This is a genomic window from Virgibacillus pantothenticus (assembly GCF_018075365.1).
Classification (GTDB): Bacteria; Bacillota; Bacilli; order Bacillales; family Amphibacillaceae; genus Virgibacillus; species Virgibacillus pantothenticus.
On record NZ_CP073011.1, the window covers coordinates 4,559,909 to 4,579,487 of the forward strand.

Sequence of the window (19,579 nt, forward strand, 5' to 3'; positions counted from 1 at the left end):
GGCTCATGCGCTGGACGTGACTATTCGGTTATTTCATTATCCATAAGCACCTAAGTTTATACTTTCTTATTCTGCGAAAAAAACCAACAGTCTCGAACCAACTGTTGGGCTTAGCTTATCCCTATAAATTTTCTAAAAACACACGAATTACATCTACCCCACCAATAAACGTCCCTAAGGAGCTACCAATATTTGCTAACACTACGATTAATAAAACTCGCGTTACTTTATTGCGCCAAAAACCTTTCACTGTAAATACATCCTCTGACAGCCTCTCAAAATCCCGCACATGAGGTCTCTTAACATATGCCTGCACAAATCCAGCAAACCATCCAGCTGCAAGCAATGGATTTAATGAAGTAATCGGCGCTGCTATAAGTGCAGTTAAAATAGTTAACGGATGCCCAAGGGCAATCAACGCACCAATCGCGGATAACCCGCCATTCCAGATAATCCAGCTTAATGTTTGCTCCCAACCTGCTTGAGGATTAGCATAAAAGGTATATGCAATAATCGCCAAAATAAGTACAGGGATGGACCAACCGATGATTTTGGGCCATTTTGATTTTGGTGGGACTTCTCGTAATTTACTTAAATCATGATCTTTTTGAATTTGCTCTTTAATCCCAGGCACATGTGCCGCACCAAGCACGGCAACAATTTTATTCCCAGGCGCTTCTTTAATCTTTTGAGCTAAATATTGATCTCGTTCATCAATGAGAGGCTTTTTTAGCCTTGGAAACGAATCCGTAAATTCTTGTAAAATGGTGTGGATCGTGTCTTGCTGTTTCATTTTTTCCAGTTCTTCTTCAGATATCGTTTCTTTACTGAAAATACTCGCAATCACTTGGGTTAACAGCATTGCTTTACCTTTTAGCCCAATATTATTCCAAATTCGAGCAAAGGTAATTTGAATATTACGATCCGCCAACACAAGCTTTGCATTCACTTGTTCCGCTGATTCAATACCCTGAATCATTTCTTGACCTGGATTAATGCCAAATTGTTTAGCCATTCGTTTTTGAAAAGAAGAAATAGCTAAATTCATCAATAACAAGGAAGCCTTCTTTTCTTTAATCACCTTAAATATATCCATGTTCTTCCATTTATTATCGTCTTTAACGGATTGATATCGCTGTTCATCTAACTCTACACATACTGCATCAGGGTTCTCCGCTTCTATGACCTCTTTTACTTGTTCCGCACTATGTTTAGAGACATGGGCCGTACCAATCAGGATATATTCCTTATCATGCATATATATTCGTGTTATATTATCCTCTGTCATAGATTACCTTCCTTTACTCCCAACGTTTAAACTATTTTTATTATACGTTAAAAGCATATACATTGGAAGTTCAAGGAAAATCGCTCGAGTTCACGAGGAATTCGCCGGAGTTCACAGGAAAGTTGCACCGACGTCTGTCAAGTGGACACGATAATTTGTTCACAACTTTTTCGCCGAAGTTCACAATTTCATGTCTCGCTTATTTGATTTCGTTTAGAGATAAAGATTCTATTCTAAAGCATTTGTATTTGCAAACTGCATTTCCTGATTTTATCACCTAAAATGAACCATGGGGTACGCCCCATGGTTATTAGATAAACATTATTAAAACCTTCTAAACCCACAAGTAAATAAGCTTTGCAATCTCATATAATTATACATGGTACGGGCATGCCTTCCTTTCGCTGTTCGAGGGTCGATTTTTAAACGCATATGTTCGAGAAATGCTTTGTCACATTTACAATAATCTCTAGAACGGCGGTAACACATATCATGCGCTTTACAAATAGCGTCTACATCATTAATGGGCTCACCTGGTCCACTGCAACCAGGACCACACCAACGGTATCCATCAGGAAAGCATGATGTTGTTTCTCGTTGATGCCGCATTGTAAAACCTCCTATCTAAAGGTTCTACAACACTATATGCACCTCTTTATCAAATAGACGCTACACATGCCCCAGTTTATATTTGATGTGGCATATTTTCAAACAGTGACATAATTATATGTAAATAATAACAGTGCCAATAAATTAAATACTTTATACCCAAAAAACGCTAAACATTATTAGGTGTCCGGATTTTCTTCAACACCCTAGCTGGGTTCCCGCCAACTACAGTATTTGCCGGTACATCTTTTACTACAACAGATCCAGAGGCAATTACAGCATTATTACCAATTGTTACACCTGGATTAATAACTGCTCTCCCGCCGATCCATACATTATCACCAATCGTAACAGGTTTGCCAAGCTCTTTCCCTGAGTTTCTTGCATGCGGATCCAACGGGTGCGTTGCAGTGTAAATATGCACACCAGGTGCAAGCATGCAATTGTTGCCAATTCTTATTTTACAAACATCAAGCATAACACAATCAAAATTGGCGTAAAAATGATTACCAATATAGATATTATACCCATAGTCACAACGAAACGTTGGCTCTATATATATATCCTCTCCGGTAGAGCCTAGTAAATCTTGTAGTAACTTCTTTCGCTCTTCTAAATCCGTTTCCAAAGTTTGATTAAACAACCGCGTTTTCATACGGCAAGATTCACGATCGTGAACTAACGTTTGATCAGATGGATTGTATAATTCACCTGCTATCATTTTTTCCTTTTCTGTTGTCATTACGAAATCTCCTTCTATTTCCATTTGCTTTTATTATAATCCAAGATCAACATTTGATATATCATTTTTGCCGCTTAATTTAACTGAAATAGCATAACAAGCGAGTAGCCTAATATAACGAGCAAAACAGATCCAACCATACCCGCTGCAAATGATTTCATTCCTAATCTTCGAAATGTCTTTAGATCAACATTTAAACCAAGCCCTGCCATCGCCATCGCAATTAATAAATATGCTACTGTGACAATCGTATTTGCAACAGATTCTGACACAATACCAAGTGTATTAAAACCACTCATTGCAAGAAAACCTAATATAAACCATGGAATAATGGACATCGATACTTTTTTGTTCGTACTTTCTCCACTTCGTTGAAACATGTAACCAACTACTATCACGACAGGCACTAATAATGCCACCCTCGTTAATTTAACAATTACCGCTAAGTCCACCGCTTCACTCCCACCAACATCAGCAGCAGCAATCACGTGTGCTATTTCGTGAAGTGTAGCTCCGGTAAAAATACCATAGCCTGTAGGTGATAAATTTAAAATGGAGTAAATGACACTGTAAATCAGGGTGAAAATTGCTCCTAAAACAGCAACGGTAGCTGCGCCAACTGCGGTTTCCTCATCTTTCGCCTTCACTTGCGGAGCAACTGCAACGACCGCTGCAGCACCACAAATCGCTGTGCCACAAGCAGTTAAAATGCCTAAACGTTTTCCTACACCAAACCACCTTGTTAATCCATAAACTACGAACAATGTAAATACCAAACAAATTGCTGCTATCAAAAATACACTGATTCCCGCCTGGTATATATCTATCAAATTCAACCTCATGCCTAATAGAATAATTCCTAAACGTAACAGCTTTTTATTGGAAAATGTCACCCCTTTTTGTAAATGGCTTGGAACTCCAATTGCCTGCTTCCATATCATTCCGATTATAATCGCAATCACAAGCTGACCCATAATCGATAAAAAGGGTAACTTAGCCGCATAATTAGCTATGATAGCTATAATTAATGTAATCCCGATTCCTTGAAAAAATGCTATACGGTTCGTTTTCTTTTGTCCAACCGTATTCCCCATCATGGTCACTTCCTTTTCGTTCTCTTACATTTACTTTATCGAACGACTGATTATTAGTAAAATACATATAAGTAATTGTTATTATTAATGTTTTTAATAAACAAGGAGCTGATTGTATGTATTACGACGCATTACGCACATTCATTACTCTTGCAGAGGTTAAGAATTTTACGAAAGCAGCAGAAATACTACATATTTCACAGCCAAGTGTCAGCTTACATATAAAGAACCTTGAACGTGAGCTAGAAACGGAATTAGTTGTCCGTTCGCGTAAATCATTAAAGCTTTCACCAACTGGAGCCATCCTATATGAACGAGCAAAACAGATTATCCGTATTTATGAGCAAACAAAGCGAGATATTTTAGAGCAGCAACAGATTGTAAAAGGGTGCTTAAAAATCGGTGCTAGCTTTACTATTGGGGAATATATTTTGCCCGATTTACTTGTAGATGTACATGCAGCCTATCCTGAGCTTGAATTAGAAGTAGTCATCGGAAATACAGAGGAAATCGTACAGCAGGTGAAGCACTTCCAAGTGGATATTGGGTTTATTGAAGGGCAAACGAGTGATAAAGAGCTAGTCGTACAGCCATTTATGAAGGATGAATTATGGGTAGTTGCACCTGTTTCCCATGAACTATCTCAAAAAGAAGAGATAACCACTTCAGATTTGCAAAATCAATCATGGATTTCCCGTGAGGAGGGGTCTGGGACCCGAGAATATTTAGAGCATGTGATTCGTTCCAACGGATTACAAGTTAAATCATTTCTCACGATCAGTAGCAATCAGGGAGTAAAAGAAAGCGTGATTAAGGGAATGGGACTGTCATTATTGTCTCATAGTGTTATAGAACGAGATGTGCAATTAGAGCAGCTCACCACATTACAGCTCAAGGACATCCATTTCAAACGAATGTTTTCCTGCGTTTACTCACCTATTATGAAAAGTAAACAAAATGTAGCAATATTTATGGACATGCTAAAAGAAAAATGGCCTTATTCCTAGGGGTTGGAAGTATGCCAATCAGAAAATATAAAGGCATTAGAAAAAATATCAAATGTAAATCAGGCTAACCATTCTCCTAGCCTGATTTATGGTTACAAAATCTGAAATTTCAATCCATACACCTATATAAGGTGCGACTGATGATGGTTGTAATGACAGCATCGTTCGTATGATTTCAATCCACGCACCTATATAAGGTGTTTGGGCTCTAAAGGTTATTTCCACATTTTACCAAATATGATGGGTGCAGATGTGAGAAAAATATCCACCCTCTTGAATTACTCTCTAGCCATTTCTGTTTCTTGAAAAATGCCTCATTCATTTTTGGATTCACCCAAAACGCACTTTCTCTTTTATTCACCTTTTAGATTTGTAACAATGATTTTTGGGCATTTCATGCATCAATTAGGCTGATGATTAAGTTACTATTTAAAAATGGCTCTATACTAAATGTTGGGGTTTCCACACAATTTGCGCATAAAAATATACACGCAAACATCCAATTCTTTTATACTTGAATTGACTAGAAACAAGCAAAGATTGGAGTTGCGTGCAAATGAATTTTACCATAAAAATGCCTGGTCTTGAAGATGTATGGATCACAAAAATGGAGGAAATGGAAGATCGTATTGCGCTTCATGTGGAAATGCCTGTCAAGGTACACAAGTGTCCCAGATGTGGGAAGAGAACCAAGAAAGTTCACGATTATCGTATCCAAAAGATCAAACATTTATAGTGGTTTGAGCGATTAACTTACCTTTTCTACAAAAAGCGCCGCTATGCCTGTTCGTGCGGGAAGCGATTTGCGGAGGAGAATCCTTTTGTTCATCGATACCAACGACTTTCTATCGAATGGAATCGGGCAGTATCCATTCGGATCGTGCAAGCCAAGACGTTTAAAACTTGGCGTTTCCATATCAACCGTCATGCGCAGATTTGACCGGTTGGCCGTAAAAGAAATGACAGAGGTTCAAGAACTGCCCAGGGTGATCGCCATCTATGAGTACAGGGGAGATACAAAGGAAGGAAAATATCATTTGATAATGTGGAAGGGGTCATTATGGATATGAGCCCTTCTTTTAAAGCAGTGTCCGAAAGGCGCTGGGGAAACCGGTTAAGGGCAAAAATATTTCTTTTACATAAGTGTAAAAAATTGGAAGTCATGTTGGGTAGGGTGAGATTCCATCTCACTCCACCCCAACATTTGACATAGAACCTTAAAATACCTTATTTTAAAGCTTTGGTTTTACAATTCAGCGCCATTAAAGCCAATTTTTAATTAGTTGTTACATGTAAGCAGGCGCTTGACGAGTGATTAATGAAAGGACAAAACAAATTAATATGGTATAGAAAGACTTATAAGGAAAACAAAAACCTTAAGTATTACCTTCACATAACATAGATACTAATAATAAATTCGAAACTAAATCCCTCTTTAAAACGTACAACGTACTACATAGATAGGAACAAATTCCAAACAAATCCATGTTTTCCATAACGATGTCACATTTCATTTTTTAAGGAAAAACTTCGCAATACACCACCGTAAAGGAAGGGAGCTTTTATGTACCAACATATAGAAGAACCAAAACAGAAAATTTCACAACATGCAATTAACGTATGGCGTATCACCAACACGATTGGACATTTTATTTTCTTAATCATTATCATCGTATTGCTTACCCTTCATGCCAATTTTGAATGGTATGGTTGGATTGGTTACGTATTATGGATATTACTGGGACTTGATATTATTTCTGCTATTTGGAGCGTGTTTTTTGAACCGATTCTACTACAAAAGTATTGGCGTTATGGAATAAACAAGGATTTTGTTCAACTAAAGCACGGAAAATGGAATATGGAACATCAAGTTATACCGATGACGAAAATTCAATATGTCAGCTTAAAGCAAGGTCCGATTTTGCGAAAGTATGGACTATCTAGTGTTTCCATTGGAACAATGGCGTCTACCCATGAAATCCCTGCTATACAGGAGGATGAAGCAAAAACCATTCGTGATGAAATCGCTGCACTCGCCAAAATTAAGGAAGTGGAGAACTAATGGAAACAAATAAACGCATGCACCCAATGATGATGCTCGTATCCTTTATTGCCTCATTGAAAGATATTTTTTTCATATTTATTTTCTTATTTGTAATTAATTTGTCTTCCACGGCAACATGGGTTGAAATAGGTAGAATCCTGTTCTTTGTCTATCTTATTTATAAAGTTTTCTCGGTAATCATAACATGGTGGCGCACAACGTATAGCGTAAACGAGAGCTTTATTGAAATAAAACAAGGCATCTTTACACGAAAACAGCATCAAATCCTTTTTGATCGCATACAAAATGTCCAGACAAATACACCATTTTATTTACGACCACTTAACTTAACAGCACTTACGTTAGAAACGGGTGCAGAAGATGAGGATTCATCATTTACTTTTACCGCTATTTCGAAGCAAGAAGCAGAACAGATCGAACATGTTTTGGATTATTATACAAAACAGCAAGGTCAGGAGCCTGAAACAACAGAAACAAATGAAACAGAAACGGCTGATTCCAACGCTCAACCTGTTATGAAAGATAAAAGAATTGTTCACTTTAACCCTACTAAAAAAGATGTTTTAAAAGCATCTGCATTATCCTTTAGCTACTTATTACTCATTCCTGTACTAGCTTCACTGCTGAGTAATATTGATGAAGTATATGACTTATCAGAAACAGGTGAAAAGATTTTTCATTTTCTAAGAGAATCATGGTTTTGGCTTAGTGTACTTATTTTTATGTTTATTATAATCGCGATTGGATTTGGATTAGTTCGCACATATTTAAAATATGGACGCTATGAGATTTCCTCTGACCAAGAGAGGATATATATTCGTAAAGGGGTATGGAATGAGCAGCATTTTTCTATTCGCAAGCAAAATGTGCAAGCCGTTCATATTGAACAATCATTGTTAAAACGTATGCTTCGGATAGCAGAGGTAAAGCTAATCAGTGCTGGTGGCGTTGACCTTTCCGGTGAAGAAATAAACTCACTTTATCCCTTTTTACCAATAAATCGAGCTCACCACATGATTGAGGAAATACTGCCTGAATTTGCAATAAAAGCGGGTATGGAGCAGCTGCCGAAGAAATCTTTAGTTGCAAGAATATGTCAAATCCCATTGCTTTGGATTACTGGTACAGCCATAATTGTCATTTTCTTTCCAAAGTGGTGGCCAGTCTCGATTATTTTGTTCCTGTTAACGATTGCATCAAGAATACTAGATTATTATTTTACCTGCTATTTGGTTCATGGAGAAATATTGCAAATCCGAACAGGAGGTTTCTTCATTACAACAAGTATTACAACCCGCGAGAAAATCATTGAATTTAAGCTTGAGCAAAATTTAATTCAAAAACGCTTTGGTCTGGCAGACATAGAAACAACAAATCGCAGCAAACCCATTCATGTCAATGCCTTATATAATATCCCCATTGACATGGTCCAACGTACGTTTGCGTGGTATACAGGTCGAAGCCCTAAAATAGAGGGAGGATCATATGGAGAACAAGATCTATATAGAAGATAATTTTTTTTCAGCAGGAAGAACAGCAATTAGGAACTATCATAATGAAAAAATCGGTGACTTAGATTTAAAAACAGCTTTCTCATCTAGTATTAACGTGTATGATAGTCAAGGCACAAGGCTTGCAGAAGGAAAGTTTAAAAGCTCCTTTTCTAGTCAATGGGTTGTCATCGATGCAACTGCAGAAATAATCGGAACGTTAAAAGCGAACTGGTTTTCCTTTAAAAAAAAGTACACGTATACCTTAAAGAATGGACATGAATACACGATTACCTCACCTGTTTTCTCCAAAACATTCACAATGACAGGTGGGCAGGAACGGGAAATAGTAGCTTCCTTCACTCGTGTCAGTAGCTTTTTTTCTTCTCCTGCGTATGAACTCATAAACCATACAGATCGTTTATCGATGGAAGAATTCATTGTTGTCGTCATGGGTGTCAATGCGATTGAAAAGAGTCAAGCCGCAGCAAGTAGCGGAGGCAGCTAAAGAGCGCTTGTCACGAGCGGGGGGCCGATGCCTTCTCTTACAGCGATAGAGGTTGGACCAAGTTCTTTTATAAAATAAGCCACATGAATCAAAGTACCACCCAACTAGTTCATGCGGCTTATTGTTCATACGTTACAAACGTCAAATGATGTATCTGTTAGCCATTTTTTGCACTGTAATAAAATGCACGTGCAACTATTTTAGCTCTTTAGTATATCACCTTTTGCTTATGTTCATGGCTTTATCTTCGGACTCACCTTATTCAAGCCTTTACCCAAGTTTTCTTTCCCCCGCTACTCGGTTTGACTGTTTATACTGTTTATCAGGTGAGGCTAAATAAGCATAGACACCGCCTAAAAAGAATCCGCCACCAACAATATTTCCTATCGTCACAGGGATTAGATTATAAATCGCTCCTAGGAAGGTAATCGTTTCCGGGTGAGGTGCTGTTAACGCCAGCGAAAAAGTTACCATGTTTGCTACACTATGTTCAAATCCAGAAGCAACAAAACCAAACACTAAAAGCATTGTCACTAATATTTTGGCGCCATCGCCTTTTATATGCATCGGAATCCAAACAGCTAAACAGACGATTAAATTACATAAAATCCCCCGAAAAAATAGTGCCCATATACTTAAATCCATCTTGGCAGCAGCTGTTTTCATTAAATAATGACTGTCCTCTGCTGAAGCATATAATCCTGTCCCAACAATTAATAAGGCAAAGAAAATTCCTCCGATTAAGTTTCCACTATAGCAAGCCAGCCAATTTTGCAATGTGTCCTTAACGGTTGTCTGTTTTCGTAGCGTACTCATCGTAAAATACATCGTATTACCAGTAAATAATTCCGCGCCACCATAAATAATCAACACAAGGGCAACTCCAAAAAAAATGGAAGCCATTATCGTTGCAGTAGGTGAATGAATATCAAAATAACCTTCTGCTAACCTATAGGATAGTATTAATCCTATCCCTACATATACACCTGCTAAAGCTGCTTTTAGCAAATATTTTATAAGTGAAGTATTTAGTAATGCTTTCTTTTTTAAAGCAAGATTTACCGCTTGTTCGATTGGTTGACTTTCCATTATGATTACTCCTTTTGTTTTATGCTGTAATAAAGCTGTTTAATGTGAAATAATTCACATTTATACTGTTAAAAATGGTAGTCCTCACGTATTTTAATAAAGTAAGAGGACTACATTATATCTATCTTCTATGTCCTATTAACATCCGTACTAATAAATAGTAACGTATATTTAGGATGAAGGAAAGATGTTTTTTTCATACATATAGCAAATTATAGCTTTAGTAGCAATCAAACAGCTCAAGTGTTATTTCATTCCATCATTTCTATCATTATAAAAGGAAGAGATGACTTACAGCGCATCTTTATTTCCCTTCCTTTTTAAAATAGGTGCTATAGCTTAACCGTATCCAAGAATGCATGATAGTTGCTTATATGAAAATCTGCATCAGCTTGCTTATTTTGAAAGCTGCACGTCTTGATGCCTAATTCCTTGGCCGGTAGCAAATCAATTTCTCGATCGCCTATTGCTACATCAATTTGATGTTTGTTGTGTAAATAAGCATAGGAGGAACTATCTGGCTTACGTGGAAATTGGTCATCGCTCGTGACCATATCCTTAAAATAAGAAGTTAATCCGTGGTAGCCTAAGATGCGTTCCACATTTTTACGATCTTTATGTGTCATTATGACATTTACCTCTGCTGCCTGCAAAACTCCCTCTAAGCCGGGAAATGGTTCCACCTCCTCTGGCTTCATGTTATCTACAAGACGACGCACCTCTACCTCCTGTTCCTTTGTCATTTGGAAATATGCGATCGCATGGGAAAAGGACTTCTTTAACTGCCTATAAATTTCATTCTCGGTTGCCGTTTTTGTTAAAACTTGCTTGAAACACTTTGTGTAACTCGGATATGTATTGATAAGGGTTCCATCAAAGTCCCATAGTAAATGCATCTTTTTCTACTTCTCCTTTTCTTTACATAATGGTAGCTATCCCCTTATAAGGGGTAGCCACGTTATCTAATACCCCTTTTCAAAATTAACGAGATTGACTGTTGGTATTTCCCCTTTGAGGTAATGTTGTAGATTAGGCAGAAAGATTTCATCGATGACGCGCTCGTCATAATGCTCGGTTGAGCCTGCCGTATGGGGTGTAACGATGACATTTTCCATCTCCCATAGCGGACTATTCGCAGGTAAGGGTTCGGAGGCGAACACATCCAATCCTGCACCTGCGATCTCATTTTGCTGTAAGGCTTGAAGCAAATCTCCCTCGTTTACAATAGCACCTCGACCAATGTTGATTAGTATCGCCGAATCCTTCATCCGTTTAAATTGGGTAGCTGTAAACATATTTCTCGTTGCGTCGGTTAATGGTAATGTAATCACAACAAAGTCACTTTGGGAAAGTACTTGATCGAGCTGTTCTGGCTTGTACATCTGATCAACGTAATCGGTAGGCTTTCCCGAGTGGCGTACACCAAGCACCTTCATTCCAAATGCTTTAGCAATTTTAGCTGTTTCCAATCCAATGGCCCCAACACCAATGATTCCAATTGTTTTATGATGAATTTCTTGTTTTAAACGTGCATGGTACCATTTTTTCTCTTGCTGTTGCCTAACATAGGTATGAATTTTTCGAGTGAGCCCCAAAATTAGTGCAAAAATAGTTTCCGAAATGGGATAAGCGTGAACACCATTTGCACTCGTTACAAGAACATTATGTTGTTGCAACTTGATTAATGGAAGGTTATCAATTCCAGCGCTCCATGTTTGTACCCACTTTAGACGCTTATTTTCGGCAAGTACAATAGGCTCGATCGCCTTTTTCCAGTGTAAGATAATTTCCGCCTCTTTTAAATCGTCCCTTACTTCTTCCAATTCTTTGTTCGCGACTATTCTCCAATTTGGAAGTGCTTGTTGTATCCTATTTACATGTGCTTCCTTTAAATCCATGTTCATAACTAATGTCCGCTTATCCATCGTATCCTCCTTCTCCAGTTACCTATTGTTTTCCTGCAAATTCTGTTGCTTACAGATAAATAGAGATAGCTTATTTAATACCTTTTATCACCAGTTGCGGTTATCTATTGCTTAAAGCCTTCCATTTTCCTTCTCAAAAATACGACAGCTTCAAAATTCAGATTTCGTTTAGTGATGTACTTCGCAACTTACCTTCTTTGAAATTTGGCTCTTGTTGCATTGTCTTTTTAGGAAAAATAAACGTCCAAGGCATACTGCACTTACTAGGAATAGCCAATCTTTTGTCAGAAAATGTTTCCGTTGCAATTGGAGTGTTTGCTTCGTAATAAGTCAATGTTTGATTATGAAGGATCCAATCTGTTTCCAGACCATTTTGAATAAGTACCGTTATTAATAAATCACCAAGATGGTTATGCGCTTGGTTTAGTAATAGAAATGGGCGAAGCGGCTTGTCCTTTTCATTTGCTTGTTCAAAAACATGTTTTATTCTTTCCCGATCTCTAGCATCAATGGTTCTGTCCCAGGCCGATTCAAAAATTAAACGTTGCATATTCTCACCTCATTTACGCTTAGTATACCATTTTCGCGTGTCATTCGCTTACCATTCCTTTACATATACTATACCAACCATGAATACTGTGCACTTGGATCAGAGACTTGGTAAAAAACAGTAGTGGTACAAGTCATACTGGCTGAATACAATAGTATCGGAAAGATGAAATGGAGATAATAATTCATTATAAGCAATTATATCCCGTATATAAGGTGCTGTAAGACTCCCGCTTTAGGAGTTGGATAACCTGTACTGCACCAAGTCTAAGTGGGAGATAACAGAACCTAAATACCCTATTTTGTAAGAGCCTTTAGGTCATAACCTTGGGCTACTAACAATCAGTGGAAATGAATGAAAACCCCCACTGATTGAAGATTCACTTCATATAATTACTGTTTTTATACACTGTAATGTGATTTGGACGAACGAATAAAGAAGGTGACCAAATGAATTTTTTAGGTTATATCCTATTAGGTATTTCTTTATCAGCACCTGTAGGGCCAATCAATGCGGCACAGCTAAATAAAGGGATGAATCATGGCTTTATCCACGCTTGGTTAGTTGGATTAGGCGGAATGATTGGTGATCTTATCTTTATGCTGCTCATTTACTTTGGTATAGCACAATTTTTAACGACACCATTCATGAAAACATTCCTATGGCTATTTGGCTTTTTCATTCTTGTCTATACCGGAATAGAAAGTATAACTGGGGCAAAAAAATCATTGCACGTCGATCACGCTATTCGACAGACATCAAAAATGAAATCATTTCGCACAGGTTTTCTTTTGGCTATTTCCAATCCACTAAATATTATTTTCTGGCTTGGGATTTATGGGGCTGTATTAGCAAAAACAAGTGACTTGTATAGTAATTATCAGTTGTTATTGTATAGTAGTGGGATTTTTTTGGGTATCTTTCTTTGGGATGTGATTATGGCGGGAGTTGCCACTTCTTTTCGACGGTTTTTTCATGAACGGGTGCAATATTTCATTACGATTGGTGCTGGGTTGCTGCTCATCGGTTTTGGACTATACTTCGGATATGAAGCAGTACTTCTTTTCACGAACTAGTTATCTATAGTGACTCCTCACGAGAATTTGCAGGCTCCGAGCTCCGTCGACATCCATTATTTACCTCCCTATTCATACATAGGTAAGCACCCATTTCTTATCCTTATCATACGTTATCACAAGAAGGAGGAAGTGGGAAAAATGGGTGTACTGTATGATAAACAATGGCTTGATCAAGAAATGGATAGACTGCCTCCATGGACACAGCCATTGTATAAAACCTTTACCGACATGCTCGTGGGAGATAATACGTACCCTTGTGTTCCTGCGAGACAAGGATTTTTGGAAAATCAGCTCCGCTTCAGTTTTATTTCCGACCCACGTGAAAAAAGGGCAGCGGAAGAGGTCGCCACTGCATTAAAAACGTATGGACGCAATGCCCGAGAATTTGGAGACTACACTTCTTTAGCCGTATTTTTCCAAACACCTAAGGATATGTATACGACCTATACAGTGGAAGATTATCGTAATCTATTCTGGAACATCATTAATAAAGTCACCGCATACGATGAAAAAGCGTGGCCAGAATCTATCCCGCAAAACCCCACACATCATGAATGGGAGTTTTGCTTTGATGGCGAGCCGTATTTTATATTTTGTGCTACTCCTGCACACCAAAAACGGAAAAGTCGCTATTTTCCATGCTTTTTTATTGCCTTTCAACCACGCTGGGTATTTGCAAACCTCAATAGAAACACAGCTTTTGGTAGGAAAATGAAAAACATCATTCGAAGGCGGCTTATAAAATATGACGGTATGCCTGGCCATCCAGATTTAAAGTGGTATGGACAGGAGGACAATCATGAATGGAAGCAATATTTTTTAAGCGATGAAGAGGATAGTCCGAGTAAATGTCCATTTATGCGAATGAGGCAAAAGACGAGCTCATTTTTTAAGTAAGATGAGAAAAATATTCTAAGTACAAACTTTACTTAACTTGATAATCATAATTCAGTGGAGCGGAAAGGTTTTCTCCACTGAGTTTGCTTTTCCATCACTGTCGTCACTAGGGATAAAATCGCCTCTTGCCCAAGCATCAGCAAAGCAGCTAATGCATCATATAAGATACATGTTCCAGCTGCTGCTATGATAAATGCAATTAAAACTGCTACACCACTTGTTTGAATAGTATACTTGTCCTTAGAAAAACTTGGCTTGTCGCCAAGTCTTATGGCGGAAGCCTTTGTTTTTCTTATACTATAAACCAAAAAAATCTTATACTTTCCTATAGTGCAAGAAAAAAACCGGTGCCGATCGTACATCCCCCTAATAAGGACAGCCGCCACCATTTCATTTGTTCCTTTTTCATATGGACCTTTTTCGCAAAAGAGGTAGTGTCATACAGCGAATTCCCCCACCGGCCTTTTCTAATTCAGATACATCAATCTCTAAGAAACGCTTATGCTTTAACTTCGGATGGGATTGTAACATTTGCTTATGCGCCTGCTTACTAATTAATATTGTTTCTGGATCAATGTTTAGAAAGTTAATATCCGGAATCGTCTCGTACTTTTCCAGCCAATAAACAGAGAAGCCATGACGGTTTAAAAACTGCTCAGCCATGTCATACCACTGTATCCCTTCCGCGTTGGTGAGGTGCACAGGTAAAAATCGCATATAACTTTTAGCTACTACCAGGTCTTCATTTGCAACATTGCAATTCATATCTAAATGAAGCGTATCTGCCCGCCTCGGTAAGCTAATCACTCCAATTTCAGAAAACCCCGCTTGAAAGAGATTCTCCATCATTTGTTCCACACTTTCTAGACTCGTTCGCATCCCAATATTGATAAATATAGCATCCGAATTAAGTATAAGTACATCTCCATATTCCAGTGCTTTTAAACCTTGTTTAGCTTCTTTGATAAATGCATCGGGAAACCACTTATCTAACAGATCATGAACCTGATCATATTCAGGTCGCCGCATAAATGATCCTGCGACTCCAGGAAATATTTTATTGCCAAATACGCATGCCAAATCACGAACAAAAAACCGGTTAATTAACTGCTCACTCAGTCGTTGAGTAACTGCATCAAGGTGCAGTGAATAATCGATCGTATGAATACCTTCCTGTTGCAACGTCAAAATAAATGTATGAAAATTTTCCAGTGCTTTTTTTTGCTGAACCGGAGCACTCCATTGCACATTCTCAGCCACTTGTAAGCTAGGAATACTTTGCTCAGAAGGTGAACAAACAAGCACCGTTTGCAGTGCACCATGCTCAGACCAGCAACTAGGTTTATCTAATTGCACCATGTTAATCGCCCTTTCCTCTTAATGGTTATATGTTTGCCATTTTAAAAAAGGTTATGTGTTCAGCAAAAACATTGCCAATTTATACATGAAAACAAATAAACAGGAAAATCTATGATGGAAAATACTATTAAGGAGGAATTCATGATGCATAACATGAATCAACAAGGAAACCAACAACAACCTGGAGCTATGCCGCAACAACAATCAACCAACCACGGGGGGCACGAACTATTTGATGCCCATGAAGTAATTGCAGGAATCATTAACATGCTCGATCAGTACCAAATGTACAATCAGCATATCCAGGACCCAGAATTAAAGGACATATTACAACGTCAAACTTCTTTTGTAACTCAGGCTTACAACACGATTGTACAAGCATTCCAAACCGGGCAAGATCCCAATGTACCAACACAACAATATGAAATGCAACAGGATAACAATGTCGTTTACGGAATAAAACCTGGGCAGCCGAAAAAGCCGAATGCCTCAATTAATGATATTTCCGACCAAGGGTTATCTGCTTACATGCTAGGAAACACGAAATCACTGAGCTCTTTGTTAGCTATGACAGCATTAGAAATGACAAATCCTGTACTACGTCGTGTGATCGCAGATACCATACCAAACTTTATTGAAATGAGCTATGAAATTTTTCTATATCAAAACAAAAATGGTTACTACCAAGTACCACAACTGGCGCAACAGGATATGCAACAAATGCTAAACAGCTATACAATTGTTCACCAAGGCAACCAATTACATTAATAACGACAATTAGAACAGGAAGCGCCCTTTTTTGAGAACGCCTCCTGTTCTCTATTTATTTGAAGCACGTCCGTAGATTATAGCGAGCGACCTGACGGCTTGTGCGAGCAACTTCTTCAATTCAATTGCTTCATCTCGAATGCTCCATTTTCAAGACAAAAAGAGCATATGCTTTGCAAACACACACTCTTCAGCCTTATTTTTGTTGATAGGAGACCTTATGCTTCTTACTCCCTCTGGACATCGAAAACATGATGGTAATCAATGAAAGACTAATAAACACTCCACCCACAAGAGCATTTTGTTCCACGGTAGTTTGTTCAATGACAATACCACCGATGAAAGAACCAAACGCAATTCCAAAATGCAATGCGGAATTATTTAAGCTTTGCTGGATATCAGCTGTAGCGGGAGCTGATTCGATCAAATAACTTTGTAAAGCTGGCGTAATTGCCCAACTCATCATACCCCAAATAATCATCACAACAATAAATACTGGTAGTATAGACGTTGTAAACGGAAGGATGAATATAGACAACGAAAAAATGATAAGCGTTGTAAGCATCGTTCGTTTCGTACCAAGACGATCGGATATTGTACCGCCAACGCCGCCGCCACTAACAGCAGCGATCCCAAACAGAAAATAAATCACACTTAGCCAGCTGCCACTAATGCCCATCGTTTCTTTTACAAATGGAGTAAAATAGGCATAAAGAATCGTATGCCCGGCCATAAATAAAAAAGTGGTCGAATGAGCTGAGAAAATTTTACTTTCTTTTAATGAATTGATTTGCTCCTTGATTGATACTTGCGGTTTAGGTGGCACCTTCTCCATTAAGAAATACACGCCAACCATTGATAATAGGGTTAACAAAACAATAAACAAAAATGGAGCTCGCCAGCCAAACGCATTGCCAAGTACCAGTCCAATGGGAACACCTAGTACAATGGAGCCGCTAATGCCCATTGATACAAACCCAATGGCACGTCCACGGTGTTTCTCACTTCCAATATTAGCAGCGATCGTTAAACATAAAATAATGAGTAAAGAACCACTTGCTGCAGATAGCATTCGACCGACAAATAATACGCTATACACAGGGCTAAGTGCTACAATTAAATTACTAAAAGAAAAAAGCAGTAAGAAAATGAGTGTGAGACGTTTTCTCTCCACTTTTGCTGTGGCAATCATTAGTAGTGGAGCTGTGATTGCAAACACAAGTGAAAAAATGGTAATTAATAGCCCCGCCTTCCCGAGACTGACATTCAAGTCTGCTGCTACTAAGTCTAATATTCCTCCAATGATTAGCTCTACCATTCCCACTACAAAAGATACAATAGTTAGTAAATATACACGTTTATCCATACTATGACGCCTTTCTTATAAATTCATGAAGAAACATTTCGCAAACAACCTAACAACATTTAAACATACTGAACTACTGAAAGAGACAGTAATATTTAGAATTCGCTGAAAGGTTTATACAAGTATAAACGCGCTGTCATCCTTCCCCATGACACAATGAGAAAAGAATGAAGCGCGACGTATTTAAAAAGCAAAATCGTTTCCCTAGCAGATGGTAACCTTACACTGAAAGGAATTTCCATCGTTCCTATTATAACAGATAGACGACCAATTGCGACGATAACAACACTATTATTTGCTACAAATCCTTAATGAAGCTCTGGCCAGTAACCCTTATTTGCTTCCATTAAATCATCAAGCAATTGTTTTGCTACTGTAGCACTAGGAACTGTTTGTGATAATGTCAATGCTTGCCATAGTTTTTGATAAGATTGTTCAATCCATGCTTCCACTACTAATTTTTCAACAGCTACCTGCTGCTCCATAAGTCCTTTTTGGAAGGCAGGAATTGCGCCTATCGCTAGTGGCTCATAGCCATCTTTACCGACAATACAAGGGATTTCAACCATTGCGTCATCAGGAAAATTCTGTATAGCACCTTTATTTTCAACAATAAGGAGCATTCTTTCTTTCGTATTAAATGCCAAAGCAGTTGCTAAATCGACGATAAACTCTGCATGAATACCGACTGCTAGCTTCGTACCTTTGGAATGGCCATTTTTTTGAATTTCCGCACAAGCTGAAAACACTTCTGTCTCTCTGCCATCAATTACTTCATTCGCTCGAGTGTAGTTTGGATTTGTATGCTCCACTACATAATCTGGGTAGAGATAATATTTTAAATAGGTATTTGGTATAGTAGTAGGTTCTATAGCAACTAAGTGCTTAGCGAATAAATTCGTCTCAAACCAACTATCTTTATTTTCTGTTGCCATACCTTTTTCACCATTAATAAAACCATATTTCTTCATATGTTCTATTAATTCAGGAAGCAATTCTTTTCCGGATTTATCCTTAATAGATGTATACCAACCAAAGTGATTGAGACCATAATAACGAATATCTAAATCCTTCCGAGAAGATACACCAACAATATCAGCGATGCTATGCTCCATTCCTATTGGCATATCGCAAATGTTAATTACCCGTGAGTTTGGGCGTAATCTTCGCGTAGCTTCAGCTACTATGGAGGCTGGGTTAGAATAGTTTAACATCCAACAATGAGGTGAATATTTTTCCATATAGTCAATATTTTCCAAAACACCGCCAATAGATCGCATTCCATAAGCTATACCGCCTGGTCCGCATGTTTCTTGACCTACGCAACCGTGCTTCAATGGAATTTTTTCATCCAATTCACGCATTGGCAATTTACCAACTCGTATATGCGCTAAACAAAAGTCTACATCGGTATATGCTTCTTCAGGATCTGTTGTAGCCACATATTCAATCGTTGGATCTTTTTCATTGATCAAAATCCCACATGCTTTAGCAACCTTATTCTGTCTTGCTTCATCATCATCGTACAGCTTAATTTTTCGTAAAGGTAAGCGATCCAGGTTGTCTAACAGCATCAAAATAATCTCTGGAGTATACGTACTCCCTCCGCCTGCAATAACTACAGATAATTTGTTTTTCATGCAACGTCCCCGCTTTCATAAAAGTAATATTGCATAAGCATATGTACTTTAGATGAAAAGGAAGTTCAGTTCAATTATGTTATTGTCCTAGACTTAAAGTACC

19 protein-coding genes and 1 pseudogene are annotated in these 19,579 nt (G+C 38.1%); 8 read left to right on the plus strand and 12 right to left on the minus strand.

Annotated features, from left to right (window positions below; all coding sequences use genetic code 11):
• Nucleotides 1-121 precede the first annotated feature (121 nt).
• The 4 genes from KBP50_RS21070 to KBP50_RS21085 form a co-directional block, all read right to left on the minus strand.
• Nucleotides 122-1,288, minus strand: coding sequence for a TraB/GumN family protein (locus KBP50_RS21070; RefSeq protein WP_050350738.1), 1,167 nt, complete (start codon nucleotides 1,286-1,288; stop codon nucleotides 122-124).
• A 324-nt stretch (nucleotides 1,289-1,612) separates the two neighbouring features.
• Entirely contained in the window at nucleotides 1,613-1,897 is a 285-nt protein-coding gene (locus KBP50_RS21075; RefSeq protein WP_050350737.1) for a phospholipase, read from the minus strand.
• 169 nt (nucleotides 1,898-2,066) lie between these two features.
• The gene (gene maa, locus KBP50_RS21080; protein ID WP_050350736.1) at nucleotides 2,067-2,639 is read right to left on the minus strand and encodes a maltose O-acetyltransferase; all 573 of its coding nucleotides are present in this window, start codon (nucleotides 2,637-2,639) and stop codon (nucleotides 2,067-2,069) included.
• A gap of 74 nt (nucleotides 2,640-2,713) precedes the next feature.
• Nucleotides 2,714-3,733: a YeiH family protein gene (locus KBP50_RS21085; protein WP_050350735.1), complete on the minus strand. Its 1,020-nt coding sequence runs from the start codon at nucleotides 3,731-3,733 to the stop codon at nucleotides 2,714-2,716.
• 116 nt (nucleotides 3,734-3,849) lie between these two features.
• On the opposite strand from KBP50_RS21085, the gene KBP50_RS21090 reads away from it, so the two are divergent.
• From KBP50_RS21090 to KBP50_RS21110, 5 genes and pseudogenes are all read left to right on the plus strand, one after another.
• Entirely contained in the window at nucleotides 3,850-4,740 is an 891-nt protein-coding gene (locus tag KBP50_RS21090; protein WP_050350734.1) for a selenium metabolism-associated LysR family transcriptional regulator, read from the plus strand.
• A gap of 556 nt (nucleotides 4,741-5,296) precedes the next feature.
• Nucleotides 5,297-5,856 (plus strand): annotated as a pseudogene (locus KBP50_RS22340) (transposase family protein); the annotation flags it as partial.
• Between the two features lie 448 nt (nucleotides 5,857-6,304).
• The gene (locus KBP50_RS21100) at nucleotides 6,305-6,802 is read left to right on the plus strand and encodes a PH domain-containing protein (RefSeq protein WP_050350733.1); all 498 of its coding nucleotides are present in this window, start codon (nucleotides 6,305-6,307) and stop codon (nucleotides 6,800-6,802) included.
• Nucleotides 6,802-8,319: a PH domain-containing protein gene (locus KBP50_RS21105; protein WP_050350732.1), complete on the plus strand. Its 1,518-nt coding sequence runs from the start codon at nucleotides 6,802-6,804 to the stop codon at nucleotides 8,317-8,319. The genes KBP50_RS21100 and KBP50_RS21105 overlap by 1 nt, the downstream gene beginning before the upstream one ends.
• Nucleotides 8,291-8,803, plus strand: a complete 513-nt coding sequence (locus KBP50_RS21110) for an LURP-one-related family protein (RefSeq protein ID WP_050350731.1) — start codon at nucleotides 8,291-8,293, stop codon at nucleotides 8,801-8,803. The genes KBP50_RS21105 and KBP50_RS21110 overlap by 29 nt, the downstream gene beginning before the upstream one ends.
• Nucleotides 8,804-9,073: 270 nt before the next feature.
• Here the strand turns inward: KBP50_RS21110 and KBP50_RS21115 are convergent, their stop codons facing one another.
• From KBP50_RS21115 to KBP50_RS21130, 4 genes are all read right to left on the minus strand, one after another.
• Nucleotides 9,074-9,892, minus strand: a complete 819-nt coding sequence (locus KBP50_RS21115) for a formate/nitrite transporter family protein (RefSeq protein ID WP_050350730.1) — start codon at nucleotides 9,890-9,892, stop codon at nucleotides 9,074-9,076.
• A gap of 332 nt (nucleotides 9,893-10,224) precedes the next feature.
• Entirely contained in the window at nucleotides 10,225-10,788 is a 564-nt protein-coding gene (locus KBP50_RS21120; RefSeq protein WP_050350729.1) for an HAD-IA family hydrolase, read from the minus strand.
• Between the two features lie 66 nt (nucleotides 10,789-10,854).
• A complete protein-coding gene (locus KBP50_RS21125; protein WP_050350728.1) occupies nucleotides 10,855-11,817 on the minus strand; it encodes a D-2-hydroxyacid dehydrogenase in 963 nt (320 codons plus the stop codon).
• Nucleotides 11,818-11,974: 157 nt separating this feature from the next.
• Nucleotides 11,975-12,367: an SLAP domain-containing protein gene (locus tag KBP50_RS21130; protein WP_050350727.1), complete on the minus strand. Its 393-nt coding sequence runs from the start codon at nucleotides 12,365-12,367 to the stop codon at nucleotides 11,975-11,977.
• Nucleotides 12,368-12,816: 449 nt separating this feature from the next.
• Here KBP50_RS21130 and KBP50_RS21135 point away from each other — a divergent pair, with 449 nt between their 5' ends.
• Together KBP50_RS21135 and KBP50_RS21140 are read left to right on the plus strand one after the other, a co-directional pair.
• The gene (locus KBP50_RS21135; protein ID WP_050350726.1) at nucleotides 12,817-13,443 is read left to right on the plus strand and encodes a LysE family translocator; all 627 of its coding nucleotides are present in this window, start codon (nucleotides 12,817-12,819) and stop codon (nucleotides 13,441-13,443) included.
• Nucleotides 13,444-13,584: 141 nt separating this feature from the next.
• On the plus strand, nucleotides 13,585-14,343 hold the full coding sequence (locus KBP50_RS21140; RefSeq protein ID WP_050350725.1) for a YqcI/YcgG family protein: 759 nt from the start codon (nucleotides 13,585-13,587) through the stop codon (nucleotides 14,341-14,343).
• Between the two features lie 44 nt (nucleotides 14,344-14,387).
• Here the strand turns inward: KBP50_RS21140 and KBP50_RS21145 are convergent, their stop codons facing one another.
• Nucleotides 14,388-14,651, minus strand: coding sequence for a hypothetical protein (locus KBP50_RS21145; RefSeq protein ID WP_077298453.1), 264 nt, complete (start codon nucleotides 14,649-14,651; stop codon nucleotides 14,388-14,390).
• Nucleotides 14,652-14,748: 97 nt separating this feature from the next.
• Nucleotides 14,749-15,702 (minus strand): arginine deiminase family protein, encoded by a 954-nt coding sequence (locus tag KBP50_RS21150; RefSeq protein ID WP_050350723.1) that lies wholly within the window; start codon nucleotides 15,700-15,702, stop codon nucleotides 14,749-14,751.
• 144 nt (nucleotides 15,703-15,846) lie between these two features.
• Here KBP50_RS21150 and KBP50_RS21155 point away from each other — a divergent pair, with 144 nt between their 5' ends.
• A complete protein-coding gene (locus KBP50_RS21155; protein WP_050350722.1) occupies nucleotides 15,847-16,470 on the plus strand; it encodes a spore coat protein in 624 nt (207 codons plus the stop codon).
• Between the two features lie 196 nt (nucleotides 16,471-16,666).
• Here KBP50_RS21155 and KBP50_RS21160 read toward each other — a convergent pair whose 3' ends face one another.
• Both KBP50_RS21160 and KBP50_RS21165 read right to left on the minus strand, forming a co-directional pair.
• A complete protein-coding gene (locus tag KBP50_RS21160) occupies nucleotides 16,667-17,836 on the minus strand; it encodes an MFS transporter (RefSeq protein WP_050350721.1) in 1,170 nt (389 codons plus the stop codon).
• Nucleotides 17,837-18,144: 308 nt separating this feature from the next.
• Nucleotides 18,145-19,476 (minus strand): 6-phospho-alpha-glucosidase, encoded by a 1,332-nt coding sequence (locus tag KBP50_RS21165; RefSeq protein WP_050350720.1) that lies wholly within the window; start codon nucleotides 19,474-19,476, stop codon nucleotides 18,145-18,147.
• Nucleotides 19,477-19,579: the final 103 nt, after the last annotated feature.

What these genes read in the sequence shown, in the direction of transcription:
- KBP50_RS21125 (WP_050350728.1), bottom strand. Translation starts at nt 11,817, where the DNA reads ATGGATAAGCGGACATTAGTTATGAACATGGATTTAAAGGAAGCACAT.
- KBP50_RS21090 (WP_050350734.1), top strand. Translation starts at nt 3,850, where the DNA reads ATGTATTACGACGCATTACGCACATTCATTACTCTTGCAGAGGTTAAG.
- maa (WP_050350736.1), bottom strand. Translation starts at nt 2,639, where the DNA reads ATGACAACAGAAAAGGAAAAAATGATAGCAGGTGAATTATACAATCCA.
- KBP50_RS21130 (WP_050350727.1), bottom strand. Translation starts at nt 12,367, where the DNA reads ATGCAACGTTTAATTTTTGAATCGGCCTGGGACAGAACCATTGATGCT.
- KBP50_RS21105 (WP_050350732.1), top strand. Translation starts at nt 6,802, where the DNA reads ATGGAAACAAATAAACGCATGCACCCAATGATGATGCTCGTATCCTTT.
- KBP50_RS21160 (WP_050350721.1), bottom strand. Translation starts at nt 17,836, where the DNA reads ATGGATAAACGTGTATATTTACTAACTATTGTATCTTTTGTAGTGGGA.
- KBP50_RS21070 (WP_050350738.1), bottom strand. Translation starts at nt 1,288, where the DNA reads ATGACAGAGGATAATATAACACGAATATATATGCATGATAAGGAATAT.
- KBP50_RS21140 (WP_050350725.1), top strand. Translation starts at nt 13,585, where the DNA reads ATGGGTGTACTGTATGATAAACAATGGCTTGATCAAGAAATGGATAGA.
- KBP50_RS21085 (WP_050350735.1), bottom strand. Translation starts at nt 3,733, where the DNA reads ATGGGGAATACGGTTGGACAAAAGAAAACGAACCGTATAGCATTTTTT.
- KBP50_RS21110 (WP_050350731.1), top strand. Translation starts at nt 8,291, where the DNA reads ATGGAGAACAAGATCTATATAGAAGATAATTTTTTTTCAGCAGGAAGA.
- KBP50_RS21150 (WP_050350723.1), bottom strand. Translation starts at nt 15,702, where the DNA reads ATGGTGCAATTAGATAAACCTAGTTGCTGGTCTGAGCATGGTGCACTG.
- KBP50_RS21155 (WP_050350722.1), top strand. Translation starts at nt 15,847, where the DNA reads ATGCATAACATGAATCAACAAGGAAACCAACAACAACCTGGAGCTATG.
- KBP50_RS21100 (WP_050350733.1), top strand. Translation starts at nt 6,305, where the DNA reads ATGTACCAACATATAGAAGAACCAAAACAGAAAATTTCACAACATGCA.
- KBP50_RS21120 (WP_050350729.1), bottom strand. Translation starts at nt 10,788, where the DNA reads ATGCATTTACTATGGGACTTTGATGGAACCCTTATCAATACATATCCG.
- KBP50_RS21075 (WP_050350737.1), bottom strand. Translation starts at nt 1,897, where the DNA reads ATGCGGCATCAACGAGAAACAACATCATGCTTTCCTGATGGATACCGT.
- KBP50_RS21115 (WP_050350730.1), bottom strand. Translation starts at nt 9,892, where the DNA reads ATGGAAAGTCAACCAATCGAACAAGCGGTAAATCTTGCTTTAAAAAAG.
- KBP50_RS21165 (WP_050350720.1), bottom strand. Translation starts at nt 19,476, where the DNA reads ATGAAAAACAAATTATCTGTAGTTATTGCAGGCGGAGGGAGTACGTAT.
- KBP50_RS21135 (WP_050350726.1), top strand. Translation starts at nt 12,817, where the DNA reads ATGAATTTTTTAGGTTATATCCTATTAGGTATTTCTTTATCAGCACCT.